We start from the raw sequence: 19,642 nt of genomic DNA, 5'->3' as shown, positions 1-19,642 counted from the left end.
ATTGCGTATATCGGAATGTAAGTCACAAGATGTCGGTTTACATTACGGCGTATGAGTGATAATTAATGAACTGTTAATGTTTTGTTTTTTGCTAGTATTGTTTAGGGAATGTTCGCTGATTTTTATCCCTTTTTATTGAGTAAATTGATGTTCTCAATGTCAGCGTTTTTGTAAGGAAGAGGTTTAGGATGGATCCTATTTTATATATCGAAGTTGGTGGCGTTGTATGGCAGGTGCTGGCTGATGGTACTTGGCTTCAGGTGCCCGCATCACAACCTAAAGTTGAAGGTGTGCAAGTTGTGAGCATAGAGCCTCAGAATTTGGACCAAACTCAACCTCTCACCGAACCGCAAATAGCCGCTGTAGAACAACAGTTGGAAGAGGTGGTTACTCAGCTTGTCAACAATATCGAAAGCGATCCTCAGCAACAGAACTCCGCCAATGATCAACCTAGCGCCAGCGCTTCTTTTATTGCTTATGTCCGCTCCACATTAGACGAAACGCTGGCAGAAGCTGGTTTTGACACTCGCCCGACTGAATATTTTGAAGAAGACACAACATCCAACGATGGCGAACTCGATGTATTGTTACCGAGTGCAATATTAACCGTCGATATTTTGGATGGTGGTGACGGTTATGAAAACCAGTTCGAAGTACCTTCTGTCACGATTACAGGTACCGCCGTTGATGTTCGAGATGGACGTACGGTTGTTCTGACTATCACCGATGTTAATGGCAACAAAGTCACCACGATCGCAATCACAAATGACGAAACCTATGTCGTTAATGGCGTCGATCTTTCTTCGCTGGCGGAAGGTGACCTTAAGGTCGACGCGATCATCGCCGATGACTTTGGCAATAGCATTACTGCAAACGATTCCACAATCAAAGACACTCTAGCGACAATTGATGTCGACTTTGATGGTTTTGGTGATGAGTTTTACAACAAATTCGAAGTCGATAATGGTGCCTTGGTAGGTACAGTAACCAATGTTGAAGATGGTCAAACTATCTCAATTACGATTACAGACAGTGAAGGTCTGTCAGTAAGCTATTCAACGGTAGTTTCAGGGAATAGCTGGACGCTCGAAAATCAAGATTACTCCAATTTCGCCGAAGGTGAACTTACCGTCGTCGCCAGCACTATCGATATTGCCGGAAACCCAACCACAGCGACCGATACCATCGTTAAGGATACGATTGCGAGTATTGATGTTGACTTCGATGGCTTTGGTGATGAGTTTTATAATGAATTAGAAGTAAATAATGGAGCTTTGGTTGGTACTGTTTCAAATGTCGAAGATGGGCAAACAATCTCAATCACAATAACGGATAGTGAAGGCTTATCCGTAAATTATTCGACAGTTGTGTCTGGCGACAGTTGGACATTAGTAAATCAAGACTATTCAAACTTCGCAGAAGGTGAACTTACTGTAGTCGCAAGCACCATGGATATAGCTGGCAACCCTACCACCGCTACAGACACCATTGTTAAAGATACTCTGGATAGAATTCTCGTTCGGTTCGATGGTTTCGGTGACAACTATTACAATCAAAGTGAAGTGAGTAAGGGTGCCCTTATCGGTGCCACATTCAATATTGAAGATGGTCAGGCGATAAACATAACGATTACTGATAGTAACGGTTTTTCTGTCGACTACACCTCGGTTGTTTCAGGCAATTTATGGAGCTTAAAAGACCAAGATTATTCTGGCTTTGCAGAAGGTGAGTTGACCGTCGTCGCGAGTATTACAGATATAGCGGGTAATACTATTTCGTCCACTGACACCATTATTAAAGATACGTTAGTGGAGATTGGAGTTGAGTTCTCTGGATCTGACGATGAGGTTTACAACCAAACAGAGGTCCTGAATGGTGTGTTGGTTGGTACTGTTGGCAATGTTGAAGACGGTCAAACAATCTCTATTACCATCACTGATAGTGCAGGCACATCTTTAGATTATTCAACAACGGTTTCAGGCGGTACATGGACGCTTACTGATCAAGATTACTCTAGTTTTGCCGAAGGTGAATTAACGGTTGAAGCCAGTGTTACGGATATCGCAGGAAACACGGCGACTTCAGTGGACACAATATTAAAAGATACGTTGGCGGACATCAGTGTCGATTTTGATGGTTTTGGTGATGAGTATTACAACTCTGCCGAGGTCAGCAATGGCACACTAGTTGGCTCGGTGACTAATGTTGAAGATGGCCAAGAAGTTTCAATTACTATCACCGATGTTGATGGCAAGTCAGAAAATTATACCGCGACAGTTTCCGGTGGTGAATGGACTCTCACTGGTCAAGATTATTCAGCCTTCGCGGAAGGTACGTTAACGGTTGAAGCAACGGTTACGGACGTTGCAGGTAATACTGCTACGTCTAGCGACACCATAGTGAAAGATACGTTAGCGGACATCAGTGTCAACTTCGATGGTTTTGGTGATGAGTATTACAACTCTGCCGAGGTCAGTAATGGCGCATTAGTTGGTACGGTGACCAATGTTGAAGATGGCCAAGAAGTTTCAATCATTATCACTGATGTTGATGGCAAGTCAGAAAATTATACCGCGACAGTGACCGGTGGTGAATGGACGCTAACAGACCAAGATTATTCAGCCTTCGCAGAAGGCACTTTAACGGTAGAAGCTACGGTTACCGACATTGCGGGCAATACAGCGACCTCCAGTGACACAATTGTCAAAGATACGTTGGCGGACATCAGTGTCGATTTTGATGGTTTTGGTGATGAGTGTTACAACTCTGCCGAGGTCAGCAATGGCACACTAGTTGGCTCGGTGACTAATGTTGAAGATGGCCAAGAAGTTTCAATTACTATCACCGATGTTGATGGCAAGTCAGAAAATTATACCGCGATAGTCACCGGTGGTGAATGGACATTAGTTGGCCAAGACTATTCGGGTTTTGCAGAAGGTATCTTGACTGTAGAGGCTACAGTTACTGACGTTGCAGGCAATACTGCTACTTCTAGCGATACTATCGTAAAAGATACGTTGGCGGACATCAGTGTCGATTTTGATGGTTTTGGTGATGAGTATTACAACTCTGTCGAGGTCAGTAATGGCGCATTAGTTGGCACGGTGACCAATGTTGAAGATGGCCAAGAAGTTTCAATCATTATCACTGATGTTGATGGCAAGTCAGAAAATTATACCGCGACAGTCACTGGTGGTGAATGGACATTAATCGGCCAAGATTATTCAGCCTTCGCTGAAGGCACCTTAACGGTAGAAGCTACAGTTACCGACATCGCAGGTAATACTGCTACTTCTAGCGACACCATAGTGAAAGATACGTTAGCGGACATCAGTGTCAATTTCGATGGTTTTGGTGACGAGTATTACAACTCTGCTGAGGTCAGTAATGGCGCATTAGTTGGCACGGTAACCAATGTTGAAGATGGCCAAGAAGTATCAATCACGATAACGGATGTTGATGGCAAGTTAGAAAATTATACCGCTACAGTCACCGATGGTGAATGGACGCTGACAGGCCAAGACTACTCGGGCTTTGCAGAAGGTATTTTGACTGTAGAGGCTACGGTTACGGATGTTGCAGGCAATACTGCCAATTCTAGCGATACCATCGTCAAAGATACGTTAGCGGACATCAGTGTCAATTTCGATGGTTTTGGTGACGAGTATTACAACTCCGCCGAGATCAGTAATGGCACACTAGTTGGTACGGTGACCAATGTTGAAGATGGCCAAGAAGTATCAATCACCATCACCGATGTTGATGGCAAGTCAGAAAATTATACCGCGACAGTGACCGGTGGTGAATGGACATTAGTCGACCAAGACTATTCGGGTTTTGCAGAAGGTATCTTGACTGTAGAGGCTACAGTTACCGACGTTGCAGGCAATACTGCTACTTCTAGCGATACTATCGTCAAAGATACGTTAGCGGACATCAGTGTCAATTTCGATGGTTTTGGTGACGAGTATTACAACTCTGTCGAGGCCAGTAATGGCGCATTAGTTGGCACGGTGACCAATGTTGAAGATGGTCAAGAAGTTACTATCACCATCACCGATGTTGATGGCAAGTCAGAAAATTATACCGCGACAGTCACTGGTGGTGAATGGACATTAGTCGACCAAGACTATTCGAGTTTTGCAGAAGGTATCTTGACTGTAGAGGCTACAGTTACGGACGTTGCTGGTAATACTGCTACTTCTAGCGATACTATCGTCAAAGATACGTTAGCGGACATCAGTGTCAATTTCGATGGTTTTGGTGATGAGTATTACAACTCTGCTGAGGTCAGTAATGGCGCATTAGTTGGCACGGTGAGCAATGTTGAAGATGGCCAAGAAGTTACTATCACCATCACCGATATTGATGGCAAGTCAGAAAATTATACCGCGACAGTCACTGGTGGTGAATGGACATTAGTCGACCAAGACTATTCGAGTTTTGCAGAAGGTATCTTGACTGTAGAGGCTACAGTTACCGACATTGCAGGTAATACTGCTACTTCTAGCGACACCATAGTGAAAGATACGTTAGCGGACATCAGTGTCAATTTCGATGGTTTTGGTGATGAGTATTACAACTCTGCTGAGGTCAGTAATGGCGCATTAGTTGGCTCGATGACCAATGTTGAAGATGGCCAAGAAGTTTCAATCATTATCACTGATGTTGATGGCAAGTCAGAAAATTATACCGCGATAGTGACCGGTGGTGAATGGACGCTAACAGGCCAAGACTACTCGGGGTTTGCAGAAGGCATTTTGACCGTTGAAGCAAGTGTCACGGATGTCGCGGGAAATACGGTCACTTCTAGCGACACCATAGTGAAAGATACACTAGCCAGTATCACAGCAGAATTCGATGACGCCGACAACATACTCAACACCGAGGAAGTTCAATCCGTTCGCCTACAAGGTGTTGTACAAAATGTCGAAGAAGGACAACCTATTACCGTCACGGTTACCGATAGCAATAATCAGTCTATCACGTTACAAACCGTGGTTGTTGCGGGTGCTTGGAGCATCGATGATGTCGATCTGTCTGCATTTGCGGATGGCAACATTACCGTAGAAGCAGTTACCGTTGATATTGCAGGTAATGAAACAACGGGCACTGACTCGACAGGACAAATTGATACCGTCCCACCTATTATCGATATTGATACCTTATCTGGTTTCAACATCTTAGATTTTCGTAGTGGTGATTTAACCACCATGCAGGGAACGACCGATGTATCCGAAGGTTTACCTGTCTACATAGAGATCAATGATGGTACGCAAACGCTGACTTTTGAAGGTGTAGTTGATGCGTCCGGTGGCTGGCTAGTTGAGAATATTGATGTCTCTACCTTAGACCCATCGACTGAGTGGATTATCGATGCGAGAGTTGTTAACTCGATTGGTAATGAAGCCAGTGATGACATGCCAAGTATTGTATTGCCAGGTTCAGTCTCATTTTCTGAAAGTACGGTCGGGATCTTCGGAGATCAAACCCAAGTTGCTGATATCAATATTCAGTTTGCTGACGAGTTTGCCTTTAGTGCAAATCAAGTTTCTGCCGAAGGTATCACGTCTCAAGGCCAATCTATTGCCATTGCATTGGAGTCTGACGGGCAGGTATTAAAAGCAACACGAACCGATGGAACACTGGTATTCGAAGCAAAAATTGTCGGAGATACCGTTGAGATCACCTTCTTTCAAGCGGTTGACCAACAAGCTGGCGAAGAGTTGCTTCAAACGGCGATCATTATCGAAGGTCTACAAATTGATGACGATGGAACTACTGAGCTAGTTTTAGGTGAACTACCTATTACGATTTTAGATTCTGAGCCTTTGTTGTTCGATGAGTCTTACACGATGGTTGAAGGTGAAACATCATCAGGTAACGTTCTGAGCAACGATATTGACCTTGATACCGCGTTGACCATTAGTAGTGTCGAAGTGGGAGGTGTTAGTAAGGATATATCAGGTGCAACTCCTGCGGTATTTAATACAGGTGATGGTGTATTAATGGTATTTGCCAATGGTCAGTGGACCTTTGAAGCCAATCGAAACTTAGACCACACCCAAGACCATACCGTTACTTTCAATTATGTTGCCGCTGATTCCAGCGGTGATTTCGGTTCTGCCACGGCGACTATTGATATCACTGATGGTGCCGCAGGACAGGTATTGGATGATTCGAAAACGGTAACGGAAGTCGATGTGACCACTGGAGCGCAAACCATCAACGCTCAATTTACGATATTAGGTGGTTCGGATAATCCAGACCCAGACTCGATACAATTTAGTCCTGAAACCGTAGCACAATTAGAAGCATTAGGAATTACTTCGGGAGGAGATTCTACGGCACTTTCTTACACCCTCAGCGCTGACGGTCGTACTATTACAGCCAAGCAAGGTGACGAGGATGTGTTTTCGTTTTCAATGACGACAACGGTCGATGGGAATAATGTACTTGCTGATATCGTATTGGTGATTGAACGCCCACTCGACCATGTGCTGACCAGTGATTTACTCACGATTCCGTTAAATATTATTGGTACAGACACCGATGGTACTGCTTTAGAAAATGGTCAAATATCATGGGTGATCGAGGATGGTAATGATCCGAGTTTAATTCTCGATTCAAATGCTTCAGTTAACGAGTCTGATCTAAGCAACGATCCTGTTGGTGAGGTGAGTAGCACCGGAACTTTCAGTGTCGGGATTGGCAGTGATTACTTAGATAGCGTGTTCTTTGAGTTAGCCGATCAACCTCAGCTCTTTAGTGGCGGCGAGCAGATTTATTACACCGTTTCTGAGGATGGTACATTATTGACTGGCTACGCAGGGCCAGTCGCTGGTGGTGATGTTGCCTTTACGGTGAGTTTCGCCGCGCCGGTATCAGATGATGTAGATAGCAGTGTGGATTACGTCTTCACACTCTACAAAGGCTTAGACCAAACTAATGGTACAGATTCTCTTCCTTTTACCGTTACTGCTCGTGATTCAGATAACGATAATACCAAACTAGATCTCAACGTCTCGATTACTGATGGTGGTGAACCATTCATCGGGAGTGGCACGGTTGAATTGTCTGAAACCCCTATCGCCAATACGACCCCAGATGGCGTAAAACAAAGTGCTGTAGTTAATTTGGATATCACTGCGTCACATGATCCTATCGTTTATCTTGGTATTGATGTGACAAACGGTCAGGCGGTTCTAGATGGTGACGGGGAAGCCGTTACTCATAATAGTGAAGCGTTAACTTGGAGAGATAATGGCGATGGCAGTTTTGATGCGATATTGAGTAATGGCGATGTCATTATGCAGATTCGCTTGCCTTCGGACTATTTCCTAGAAGCTAATGCGTCCGGTACGGTTACTGTTGAGATAGACCTATACCGATCCATCGATCATGGTACAGGACTAAAAGATACTGAATTGAGCATTCCGACAACAGTTGTGGTGGTTGATTCTGATGGCTCACGTTCCACGCAAGAATCCGACATTAAAATATACGATGGTAAAGATCCTGCATTCTCAATTGTAGGCAGTATATCTGTTGATGAAGATGGACTCATTGGTGACAACGAACAAGCCGGTACTGAAGAGCCGAGTCCGTCAATATCCATTATTCAAGGCTCAGACGATATTGCTTCCGTATCAATTAATATCGATGCATTTGATGCTCTCGGTTACACCAGTGGCGGGCGAACAATCTCCTTACAGGAAGTGAATGCCGATGGTTGGTATTACGCGCAAGACTCGTCGGGTAACGATATCTTCCGAATTCGCTTCAATAACGATGGCACTACTGAGTTTAACCTTTATGGACCGCTCGATCATGCCACGGGTGATGGTGAAAATAACCTTGCTGTGAATTTTGAATTGGTTGTCACAGATGCCGACGGTGATAGCTCTGATCCCGCCATTTATTCTGTTAACGTAACTGACGCAGTTCCAACTGCGCGAAGTGGTTCTATTGAATTAGTGGAAGGCGATAACCTTAGCGGACAGTTTTTAACGGAAGAGTTTGCTGGTGCTGATGGCGCAATCATTATTAGTTTCGATTATCGCGGTACTACCTACACCTTTGTAGATGCTGATACTCCAATAACTATTGATCTAATCAACGATTTTGATAGTGGTAGCGTATACGGTCAGTTTACCCTCTCATCTGATGGTAGCTACCAGCTAACGACGAACCCGAATGTAACGACTGACCCTGACGATCCCAAAATCGTAGATGACATTGACTATTTGGTTCGAGATGCCGATGGCGATGAAGTCATTAGTAACGCTGAGCTCATACTGGATGATAACGAAGGTTTTATTCGTTATGAAGATTCGGAAACCACAGAAGATAACGACGCGATTATTGTCGTCAGTGTCTCAACAGGAGATATAGACCAAAGCGAAACTGTTACGGCTATCGAGTTCTCCGAAGCATCGCTAAACGGTGGTAGCTTGTACCTCGATGGCGTATTGCTTCAAGTTGTCGACGGCAAAGTCACCTTGTCTGGAAGTCAGTTAGCAGCGATTGATAGCCAGTTTACTGGCCCAAATGGACAGTTGACCTATCGTCCAGCTCTGCATGAATCCAATACTACGTCGACGGTTATTTTGGCGATCAATGCCATCATTAGTACCGACACTGTACCAAAAGAGCTGACCGCTGATATTGCTGTTTCTGTTTTACCTGTAGCTGACGCACCTGATTGGTCTGATTCGGTCTTCACTTATCAATCAGTGGAAGATGATGCCGACCCTATCAAGCTTGATATTACCGCTCAACTCGTTGACCAAGATTCGTCGGAAACACTAACTTATACGATAAGTGGTATTCCAGATGGTCTGAATATCACCTTGAACGGAAATGCCGTTAAAGAGGGTAAGGAGTACACTCAGAATCAAATCGACAAAATGGAAATCAGAGCTGATGAAAATTTAGCGGGTCGATTTGAATTTGAAATTACTGCGATTGCGACTGAAGCCGGAAATACCTTTGCGGATCCAGATGATAGAACTGCCGATATTGTTAATACTGTAGTCGTTGAGATCTCACCGGATGCGGATACGCCAATTTTATCTGTTAAAGATTACAAAGGTCTTGAAGATGAAAGCATCTTCTTAAAGAACGTAATCAATGGTGCGTTGACTGATACCGATGGTTCTGAATCGTTAAGTTATCAGATTGAAGTGCAAGACGGTTGGGCGATTCAAGGTGGATTGTTTGACCTAATTGGTCCTAATACTTATCTCGTTTCTGCTGAAGCGATAGAGAACGGCACCGCTTATTTAATACCAAAAGAAGACATCAGCTCCTTTACGGAAGACCTATTCATTAACGTGACTGCCGTTTCTTATGAATCAACCATTGACTCGTTAGACCCTGTTAATGTGACTGCGCTTAGCGACACCAAAACCATCAATATTTTCCTCAAAGGTGTGGTGGACGAGCCAGTTGTCGTGGACGGAGGTAATGCACACTGGGAATATGATAGCGACACTAAAGTCATCAGCAATCAATCTGTTCTCAATGAAGATGGTTTGATTCGACTCGACTTTGTTGTTCAAACCTCAGACGACGATGTTTCAGAAGAGATCAACATACTGCTGACCAACATCCCTGAAGGCACTTTGTTGGTAGATGCTCTGGGTGAACCAGTGTCACTGACGATTGCTTATATCGATGATGTTACTGGCGCAGTATTCCAAGTCTCTAATGCACAATTGAATGATTTGTATCTTAAGCCAGTTGCTGATTTCAGTGGGGAACTGGAACTTACCGTTATTGCGATCTCAACTGAACCTGACGGTGATTCGGGCGAATTCCCGATGACCTTGAAGGTAGAGTTAGCGCCTGTTGTCGATCAAGAAGATGGTCAAACGGTGAGCACTCAAGGGATTGAAGACAGCCAAATCGGATTGAACCTTGAGCCATCTGTAAATCAAGATGTCGATGGCAGTGAGTCTTTAACTGGGTATGTGATTGATAGTCTTCCTGCTGATCTGACTCTCTACTTTGATGGCAGTGTGATTGCCGTTCCTGATACAGGTTTGGATTTAGAGAGCCTATTGGATAGCACGACGCCAACATTATCGGAGCTTTTAAACAGCGGCAGATTGTCGGTAACGGCAACGGAAGATTTGAGCGGCATGTTCTCAATCCCAATTATTTATGAAGTGACAGATACGTCGCCAACCGGCGCGACCGATGTAAAAGATATCTCGGGATCCATTAGTGTCACCGTTGATGCGAGGGTCGAGTCAGATACACGTTTAGAAAGTTCGGGTCAGCTGTACACCAGTGATGACGGTTCTTCGGTCAACGTGTCAGATGCGGTTACTTTTGTTGATGCTGATATGGATGGCTCAGAATACTTAGATTATATCTTGATCGATGTACCTGATGGTTATTCTTTGATTATTGACCACCCGAACGGAGCCGCTCAAGATATTTCAGGAAACTGGATCATCTCTGCGAACGGCCTTACGAGTGATTCTATCCAAGAACTGGCTCAAGAAATCCTGAGCGGTATGACGATCTCTAGCCCAAGCGACACCCCTGTATTAGATATTGTGGTGCGTGCTCGGGTTATTGATGGCGAAGATTCGAAATATATTGATACCTCATTCCAAATCCAGATCACTGGTCATGACGGCGGGGGCGGCTCTTGCGACCCTGTTGGCCCACCAAGTCCAATCCAACCGGATGGCGATATTAAAACGCCAGAAGGTGAAGATATCGATCTAACGGGTTTATTAAATACTGATGTTGCCAGTGACCCAGACAACACTATCTCATTCTATATTCCTGCTGACTCTCTGCCTGAAGGTGTCGAGATTTCAGGTGATGGTGTTATTGCGGAATATGACGCGGCTGGCGAAGTGGTTGGTTACTCGATTACTGCTGATGGCCTATCGAAGTTAACGCTAACTGGGTTAGATGAAGACTTTGCAGGATGTATTGATTTTACTATAGAGACGGTCGAAACCTCACCGTGTAATGGTGATACAGTCACGACAAATCAAACGATCAGTATTCAAGTACTGCCTGTTGTCGATGACATTACGGTTGCAACGGATTCGACAACAATCCAAGAAGACATCACTACGGATCTTAACCTTGAGCTTGTTCTTGGAGATAGCGTTGAAGACGGCCAGTTAATCACGGGTGAAGGCAACAGCGCTACTGGTAAAGAGACTGTTAACTCTCTGACCATTACAGTATCAAATGGCGTGACACTGTCGGAAAGCCCCGCCGATACTGGCTTGTTGGTTGATAACGGCAATGGCACATGGACGGTAAACGATCCTAGCCGCTTGAGTGATGTGTTGGTGACGCCACCAGAACACTACAGTGGTGAAATTACCTTAACGGTAACAGCTAATATTACCGATGAAGCGGATTGCGTAACTGAAACGGATACACAAGATAAAACGACCGTAGTGACGATCACCGTTGAACCTGTTGCTGATGCGGCAAACTTAATAACGCAAGATGTTGTCGGCGATGAAGACAACTATATTTCATTGTCATCACTTAGCGCAGAGCTGATTGACCAAGACGGCTCTGAAAATATGTCCTTGGCATTGAAAGGCGTGCCTGAAGGCGCAATTGTCGCGATAAAAGTGGGCGATAGTTACGAATTGGTACCGAATAATGGTGTTGATGGCGGTACCTTTGATGGTAATCCAACTTATGAGTGGCAGTTAGATCCAAGTCAGCTCGCAGACCTCGTTATCATGCCGCCAAGAGATTTCAGTGGTGACATGAATCTTGTACTTGAGGCGATTACTCAAGAAATCGGCACCACAGAAATTCGTTATACCGAATCTGAATTCACGGTCGGTGTGAACCCTATTGGTGACAAGGTTGAGTTCTTCGATTTACCTGAACAACTGACGGGCAGTGAAGATGAAGGCATTGTTATTCCACTTGATGCGAATAGCTTTGAGACGAATAGTGATGAATTCTTATCAATTACGGTCACGGTGAATTCGACTTCGGATCCATCAGGTTTAGTTGGGCTAGATCGAATTCGAATTGGCTCTGAAACCAGTTCTTTCACCAGTGTTGGTGGCATTATACAGGCGACGATTATCGTAAAAGCAAGCTCTGTCGATGAGCTCGAATTCTTTGCAGGCGATGCGTTTGGCAATCTCGATATTACGATTACAGGCCGAACGGTCGATCAAAATACTGTACTTGGTGAGTTAGTGGTCGACACGGGTGACCCAAGCTCTCAAGACATGACACTTGTTATCACACCAGAACCTGACGCTCCGTTACTGAGCGTTGAATACCCATCAATAGTCGCGGAAGCAAGCGGCACGATTCCTCTAGGCTTAGATCTTTCTTTGGTTAACCCCGCTGATTCCGAAGAGGGGTTTATCACCATCTATGACATACCTGTAGGTTTGACCTTCTCTCATGGTTCGATGGTCGGCGGACAGTACGTGGTGGACCTGGCTGATGTGCCTAACCTAGCGATAACAGGGGGATACAACAGTGGTGATCAATTTGAGCTAACGATTGAGCCGTCTGCAGAGATAGGCAACAACCAAGCGGTAGGTTTGCCTCAAACGGTATCGGTTGAATTTGTCGCTGAAGGAGACTCTACGATTACCGCAACAGAGGACAACGACCTACTGATTGGCGGCGCAGGCTCGGATAATTTTGTATTTGAATCGTCAGGTTTAGGAAGTACAGAAGCTCCAAGCTACGATGTGGTTCAAGATTTTGATGCGTCTCCAAATACCGATGCAATTGACCTCTCAGGTATTCTAGGAAGCCTTGGGCTGAATACCGGAGTAGGAGCAACACAATACCTAGATTTAGAAGAATCTGGAGAAGGCGTAACCATTTCAATCAAACCGAATGGCGATGAAGACGTTCAACAAAACATCTTACTTGCCGATGTCACGTACGATGATCTGTATCAAGGTGACAGCAGCAGTGCATTAGAAGCACAAATTTTGCAAAAAATGATAGAAGACAATAATTTAACGCTGTAAGTTAGATGTACAGTCTATAAAAGGAAGTTTAGATTGGTAGAACAAAAAGACAGCTGGCTAGGTTGTGTTGAGTGGTTGTGTGAGCATTTTAATGTTCGCAGCCACCCTTCCAAAATAGTGTCTGGCCTACCTTTAGATGAAGGCCGGCTCAATGAATCCCTTTTTCCAAGAGCGATTGAGAAATCGGGGTTAACGCTGAGCTACGTTAAAAAAGAATTACTGACTCAATGTCAGTTCCCTGTTGTTGCCGTTAATTCTGCGACAGGGACTCCTCTTGTCGTCACCCAAAGTTCCGGTGGTGACTTTCATGTATTGGATTGCGAAACCAATTCAAGCCAACGAACCCTCTTAAAAGACTTGGTTACTCAAGTGGAACCGTATGTGTGGCAAGTGGGTGCTCAAGCGCTTGATGATGCCCGTGTACAGTCCCATGAACGCAGTGACAGTAAATCTAACACTCGTTGGTTATGGCGTGTCGTCAAAGAAGTGAAACCTTGGTATCGAGACTTGTTTATCGCTTCATTCTTGATCAACTTACTCGCGTTAGTTGTACCTCTGTTTACCATGAACGTGTACGACCGTGTTGTGCCAAACCAAGCGTTTAACACCTTGTGGGTGTTGGCGGCAGGTGTGTGTATTGTTGTAATTTTTGATTGGGTGTTGAGAAGCTCACGAAGCTCTGTGACTGATATGGCTGGACGCTATATTGATAACAAGTTGTCTTCACAACTGTTCTCTAAAGTGCTCGGTATGAAGTTGGAAAATCGACCTCAATCGGTAGGTGCATTTGCCAGACAGCTTCAAGATTTCGACAGCGTGAAAGATTTCTTCACTTCCATATCTTTGGTCACGTTAGTCGACTTACCGTTCACCTTGTTGTTCCTTTTCCTGATCGGTTGGCTTGGTGGCGCAATGATGTTCATCCCAGTTGCAATTATGTTGGTGCTGATTGTGTTGAGTATAGCGATGAAAGGCAAAGTCGAGAAAACATTCGATGAAACCGCACGTTTATCAACACAAAGACAAGCGCAGCTGTTTGATTGTTTAACAACGCTTCCGGACATCAAACAAAATAACGCTGAAGGTATTACTCAAAAGCGTTGGGAGCAGACGATTTCATCGCTCTCTCAATGGCAGACTCAATCTCGCCACTATTCGAATATCGTGACGCACTCCATCCAGTCGAGTCAGCAGATTGTCACCATCACTCTGATCATCTTCGGTGTTTATCAGATCTCTGAAGGTCTATTGAGCATGGGTGGCTTGATAGCTGTGGTGATGTTGAGTGGACGCGCTGCGAGCTCGGTGAATCAACTTTCTCTTTTAATGCTGAGATTCCAACAAACACGGTCGGCCGTCGAAGGCCTGAATCAAATCATGGAGTTACCTCAAGAAGAGTCTAAACACCAAGTGATCGATAAGGGTGATTTTGATGGCGGGGTTAGGTTGGATGAAGTCACGTTTACCTATCCAGAAACTCAAAGCCCTGTGTTAAAGGAAATCTCTCTTGAGATAAAACCGGGCGAACGTGTTGGCATTATTGGTGCGGCAGGAGCCGGAAAAACCACGCTTTTATCAATTGTTGCTCGCCAGTATTTACCCACAACAGGCCAAGCTTTCTATCAAGAAATCGATGGGCAATTATGGCCAACCAGTGTGCTACGCAGTGGCATGGGCTGGGTAGGACAAACCACCAACCTTATCTTCGGCAGCGTTTACGACAACGTTACGCTTGGAGCGACTAATGTTGATGAAGAGAAGCTAAGACAAGCACTACAGCAGTCGGGTTTGAATGGTTATATGGGGCGCTTAAGCAATGGCTTAGAAACGCCAGTCGGTGAAGGTGGCCGACTGCTTTCAGGAGGCCAACGCCAAGCCGTGGCTATCGCAAGGGCACTTTATCGTTGTCCAAAGTTATTGATCATGGATGAGCCAACCAGCGCGCTTGATAATCAAGCCGAGATACAGTTCTTCAATGCACTACAAAGCATGCCGAGAGAAACCTCCATGCTGATTAGCTCCCACAAATCTTCGTTCTTGATGATGTGTGACCGAGTGATTGTGTTGGATAAAGGTCAGATCGTGGCTGAGGGTGAGCCAAAAGATATCCTCTCTCTACAAAAGAAAAGCGCACCCAAAGGGACCAGTCGTTTTAAGACGGTTTCAGTGGTGAAGGGAGGTCGTCATGAGTAATGATATTCAGTGGACCAACAATCATTTGGCGTTTCGCTCTCGCAAGCTGATCTGGTTAAGTGCGCTATTGATTGTGTCTATCATCGGTTGGGCGACATGGGCAACACTAGAAGAAGTCGTGATCGGTGAAGGCAAAGTTGTGCCTAGCCTTTCAGTTCAAACCATTCAGAGCTTAGAAGGCGGCTTAGTTCAAGAGATCATGGTAAGACAAGGTCAATCTGTCGTGAAAGGTCAGCCTCTGGCAAAGCTGGAAGACACGCGTTTTAAAGCGGCATTTTTAGAGTCGGCTCAACAAGCGGATACCCTACTTGCTCAACAATTAAGATTAAAGGCTGAACTGTCGACGGTTGTTTTAAATAACGATGCGAAAGAGTGGTATGAGCGAGTGGTCTTGGTGCCACAAGATATTGCTGTTGATGTATCAAGCCATCCTGCGTTAATGAATGCAAAAGCGAACTACCGAGAGCGTTTAGGTCAGTTGAAATCTGAGCTTGAAGAGGCGGCACTTCGCATTGAGCAACAAGACCAAGCGCGTGTTGATACGCTGAATAATATCCAGACTCTAGAAAGTAGTCTCGATATCGTTATTCGAGAGCGCAACATGCTCAAAGATGTGGTCGCGAGCGGCGCGGTTGCTGAGGTTGAACTGCTGAAACTGAACCGCGATGTGGTGAAACTAAAGGGCGATATTGCCAGCTCAAAAGTGGCGGCTCAAAAACAGATTGCCGCGTACTCAGAATCGATAGCGGATCATCGCAGCATCGCACTCGACTTTCGTGCCAAGGTACAAGGTCAATTGAATGAAGTGGCCAGTAAAATCGCGCAATTGAACGAAAGCCAACAGGCGATTGCCGACCAATTGAAACGGACGGAAATCTTAGCGCCTGTCGATGGCACGGTGAAAGAGATATTTGTACGTACTATTGGCGGTGTAGTAAGGCCGGGTGAGCCGATTATTGAGCTGATTCCGTCGAACAGTCAGTTGATTGTGGAAGCCAGAATCTCGCCACAGGATATCGCCTTCGTGCATAAAGGTTTGGGCGCCACGATTAAATTCACTGCTTATGATTTTGTCATTTATGGCGGGCTTAAAGGAGAAGTGACTTATGTCAGTGCGGATGCTCTACAAACAGAAGATGGCAATGCCTATTACCGAGCCCATATTCAGTTAAACGAAGACCAGCAACAAAACTCTGCCTTTAGCATTATCCCAGGGATGCAAGTCGCGGTTGATATCTTGACCGGCGAAAAAACAGTATTGAGTTATTGGTTAAAACCTATTTTACGAGCTAAGGAAAACTCACTTCGGGAACGATGAAGTGGGTTAAAGCATAAATATAAAAGGAAGTGTAATGCATTCAAAATTCTTACTCTCTTCTTGCTTACTGATGAGCGGGCTGTCTCAAGCAGCCTCATTGGAAGAGTCCGTGGCCTTTGCCATAGACTATAGCCCAGAGATATTGGCGCAGTATTCCCGATACCAATCGGTGATAAGAGACGGTGACGCTGCGGGTGGTTTGTATATGCCGCAAGTTAATTTGTACGCAGCGGCAGGTTATGAAGAGACGCGCTACAACAGTGGTAGCAAACTCGACACCGATGACCGTGGTCTAACGCGAACGGAAATTGGCGTTAAAGTCTCCCAGTTACTATTCGATGGTTTTAAAACGACATCGAATGTAGATCGACTCACGTTCGAAGCTGAGGCTGAACGTTTAACCCTTATTTCACGTGCTGAAAATGTATCGTTAGATGTGGTGAGAAACTACCTCGATATTCTAAAAGCCGAGACGCTGCTTGAACTGTCTAAACGTAACGTAAAAGAGCACCAAGAAATCTATCAAGATATCCAAGACAAAAAGAGCAAAGGCCTCAGTAGTAACTCGGATCTGGCTCAGATCTCTGCTCGTGTTGCGACAGCGCAATCTTCATTAATTGCCGCTCAAAACAACCTGTTTGATTTGCAAACTCAGTATCTACGTTTAGTGGGCAAGCCTGCTGTGAACTTGGTTTATCCCCGTTTTGATTACGCTCTACTACCAAGCTCAGCACAGGTTGCACTTGAACAAGCTGTCGAGAATCACCCAGAAATCAAAGCCTCTTTGCTTGATATTGATGCCGCTCGTAAAGAGATGCGTAGAGAGAAAGGCGATTACTATCCAGAAGTAAAACTGGAACTTCATGCCAACAAAAATGACAACGTGTCTAATCCACCGGGTGGTGTTGATGAAGACGCGAGAATCATGCTGACCATGGATTATGATCTGTTTAACGGCTTCTCTACCGACTCTCGTGTTGAATCGTCAGCGTGGCGTGTAGAAGAGGCAAGAGCGATTCGTGTGAGAACCGAGCGTGAAGTGAAAGAGGGCACCCAACTGGCTTGGAATGCTTACAAAATGCTTGAACAACAAAAGTCTCTACTTCAACAGAACGTGGACGCGGCCAAAATTGCAGAACTGGGTTACATCCAACAATTTAATGTGGGCAGACGAAGCCTGTTAGATGTGCTGGATGCAAAAGTGGAAGTGTTCTTGGCTCGACGAAACTTTATCAGCACAGAATACGATCAAACGTTAGCGGCATACCGCGTACTGAACGCGATGGGCATGTTGACCTACGCATTAAGGGTTGAACACCCAGAAGAGTGGCAAGGGGAGAACAAGTAATGAGATATTTTAAACTAGCGCTACTTAGTTCTATCTTGCTAATGGGTTGTGCAGAAACGCCCGACACGACAATGACTCGTCATCAAATTGATGATCTAGCGGATGATGACCGTGACGGAGTGATTAACCAACGCGATCTTTGTGCCGATACTCCAGAAGGCGTGACGGTAGACATTAAAGGCTGTGCCAATTGGAAAATCGTCGAAGATGTTGAAGTGTTAAGCGTGGCATTTGATTTCGATAAGTACGCCCTTAAACCTGAACACACTGCGGTACTCAATGAACTTGTTCGTTTACTGGGAGAACAGCCAGACGCATCGGTGACTTTGGTTGGCGATACCAGTTCTGAGGGTACAAACACTTATAACAAGGCACTGGCGAAGAAAAGGACTGGCGTGATTCGAGATGCACTGATTGACAGAGGCATCAATGGTGAGCGAATTTTCGAACAAGAATTTACTCAGATAACCAGCTTAACTCAGCACCTTCATAAGCGTAAGCGAAGAACCATTGCAGTATTAAAAACAGAGAGTATGGAAGTGAATCCATCTTGGAATATCTTCACTTCAGAGATGCAGCTCGATAGTAATAGCGATGTGGAATCTAAGACATCGATTGACCCAGTAGGAGGCCAGTAATGAAACGTCTATCTAATAAATCGGGCTTACTGCTTGCTGCTGTACCTATGTTGTTCTCGGCATCGACGTTTGCGAATGATGCCAGTGAAATTGGTTTGGTCGCGATTGAGCCTAATATGCAGGGCCTTGTTGAAGACTTACTCAAGAGCCAAGAGATCGACTTAGAGATCTTGCTGAGTGACAGCGTCCCAGAGCAGATGATCATGCAACGCTCACGTGTTGGTATTACTTCCAAAAAGTGGACTGACAAAGAGATGGCTAGGTTCGACATGCGCTACGGCTATAGACCGACAGAGCTGATGTTTACCGCCGACGTGATTGCGATTCTAGCGAATGAGAATAACCCTGCAACATCCATCAGTGTTGCTGAGCTTATCGATGTGTTTGGTTGCTCTAACGACCCTAAACATCCCAAATGGTCACCAAGCAGTGATATCCGTAATGGTGAAAGCCTAGATACTCATATGCTGCCCTTTGCCATTGATCATAACCTGAAGGGGCATACCACCTTTTCAAGTTGGGTCGAGTGTGGAACGGAGGGAGAATACGCTCATACTCAGTTCTTAGCGGATTTGCCTGATCTTATTAACAAGATTGAAGACGAGGATGCCGCCATTGGTTATACCGTCTACTCAGATCAAATCTCAGATGTGAAATGGCTGAGTGTGGTTGATAATCTAGGTGTGAACTATGACTTAAACAAAGAAACAATCCTCTCTGGTCGTTACCCATTAGCAACGGTTTATTATATGTACTTGAATATTCCAGCGCATCGTAAAGGGTTTACTGAGCAAGAGAAGTTCTTTGTTGGGCTGACTTTGTCGGAAGAACATCAAAGCGTGCTAAACCAATACGGTTTCATCAGTTTGCCGCCAGAGGCCATTCAACGTAATAAAGTAAGGCTATCGCTTGAAGAGCCAGCAATAGAAGGTGGCTATAAATAATTGGTATGATGTATTGTATCTGAAACATGGGAATGATATTGTTAGTTCCGTAATGGTTCTCAACGTGACGGATTACGTTATTCGGCGATAGAATTTATCTAGCGGGCATGTATGCCCGTTTTTTTTCGCCTAAAATTTGTGGTTCTGGGGTTTGTTTACTGATCGGTCGCGTATAATGGAGGATTCTTACCGCG

6 protein-coding genes are annotated in these 19,642 nt (G+C 45.0%); all 6 read left to right on the top strand.

The features are described 5' to 3' along the window. The first annotated feature begins 188 nt into the window (after nucleotides 1–188). From L1D37_RS16835 to L1D37_RS16810, 6 genes are read left to right on the top strand one after another with little or no spacing between them, the layout of a single operon-like run. Complete coding sequence (locus L1D37_RS16835; protein ID WP_345779448.1) at nucleotides 189–13,007, top strand: Ig-like domain-containing protein; 12,819 nt, start codon at nucleotides 189–191, stop codon at nucleotides 13,005–13,007. Between the two features lie 33 nt (nucleotides 13,008–13,040). Next, nucleotides 13,041–15,200: a type I secretion system permease/ATPase gene (locus L1D37_RS16830; RefSeq protein ID WP_239848543.1), complete on the top strand. Its 2,160-nt coding sequence runs from the start codon at nucleotides 13,041–13,043 to the stop codon at nucleotides 15,198–15,200. Then, nucleotides 15,193–16,518, top strand: a complete 1,326-nt coding sequence (locus L1D37_RS16825) for an HlyD family type I secretion periplasmic adaptor subunit (RefSeq protein ID WP_107898391.1) — start codon at nucleotides 15,193–15,195, stop codon at nucleotides 16,516–16,518. The genes L1D37_RS16830 and L1D37_RS16825 overlap by 8 nt, the downstream gene beginning before the upstream one ends. A 34-nt stretch (nucleotides 16,519–16,552) precedes the next feature. Continuing rightward, on the top strand, nucleotides 16,553–17,866 hold the full coding sequence (locus tag L1D37_RS16820; RefSeq protein ID WP_048661132.1) for a TolC family outer membrane protein: 1,314 nt from the start codon (nucleotides 16,553–16,555) through the stop codon (nucleotides 17,864–17,866). Next, nucleotides 17,866–18,504: an OmpA family protein gene (locus L1D37_RS16815; RefSeq protein ID WP_239848542.1), complete on the top strand. Its 639-nt coding sequence runs from the start codon at nucleotides 17,866–17,868 to the stop codon at nucleotides 18,502–18,504. The genes L1D37_RS16820 and L1D37_RS16815 overlap by 1 nt, the downstream gene beginning before the upstream one ends. After that, complete coding sequence (locus L1D37_RS16810) at nucleotides 18,504–19,448, top strand: substrate-binding domain-containing protein (protein WP_239848541.1); 945 nt, start codon at nucleotides 18,504–18,506, stop codon at nucleotides 19,446–19,448. The genes L1D37_RS16815 and L1D37_RS16810 overlap by 1 nt, the downstream gene beginning before the upstream one ends. Nucleotides 19,449–19,642: the final 194 nt, after the last annotated feature.

The sequence above is a fragment of the Vibrio sp. Isolate33 genome, from assembly GCF_022397895.1.
Lineage (GTDB): Bacteria > Pseudomonadota > Gammaproteobacteria > Enterobacterales > Vibrionaceae > Vibrio > Vibrio pomeroyi.
This window is presented reverse-complemented; position numbering and strand designations above follow the sequence as displayed.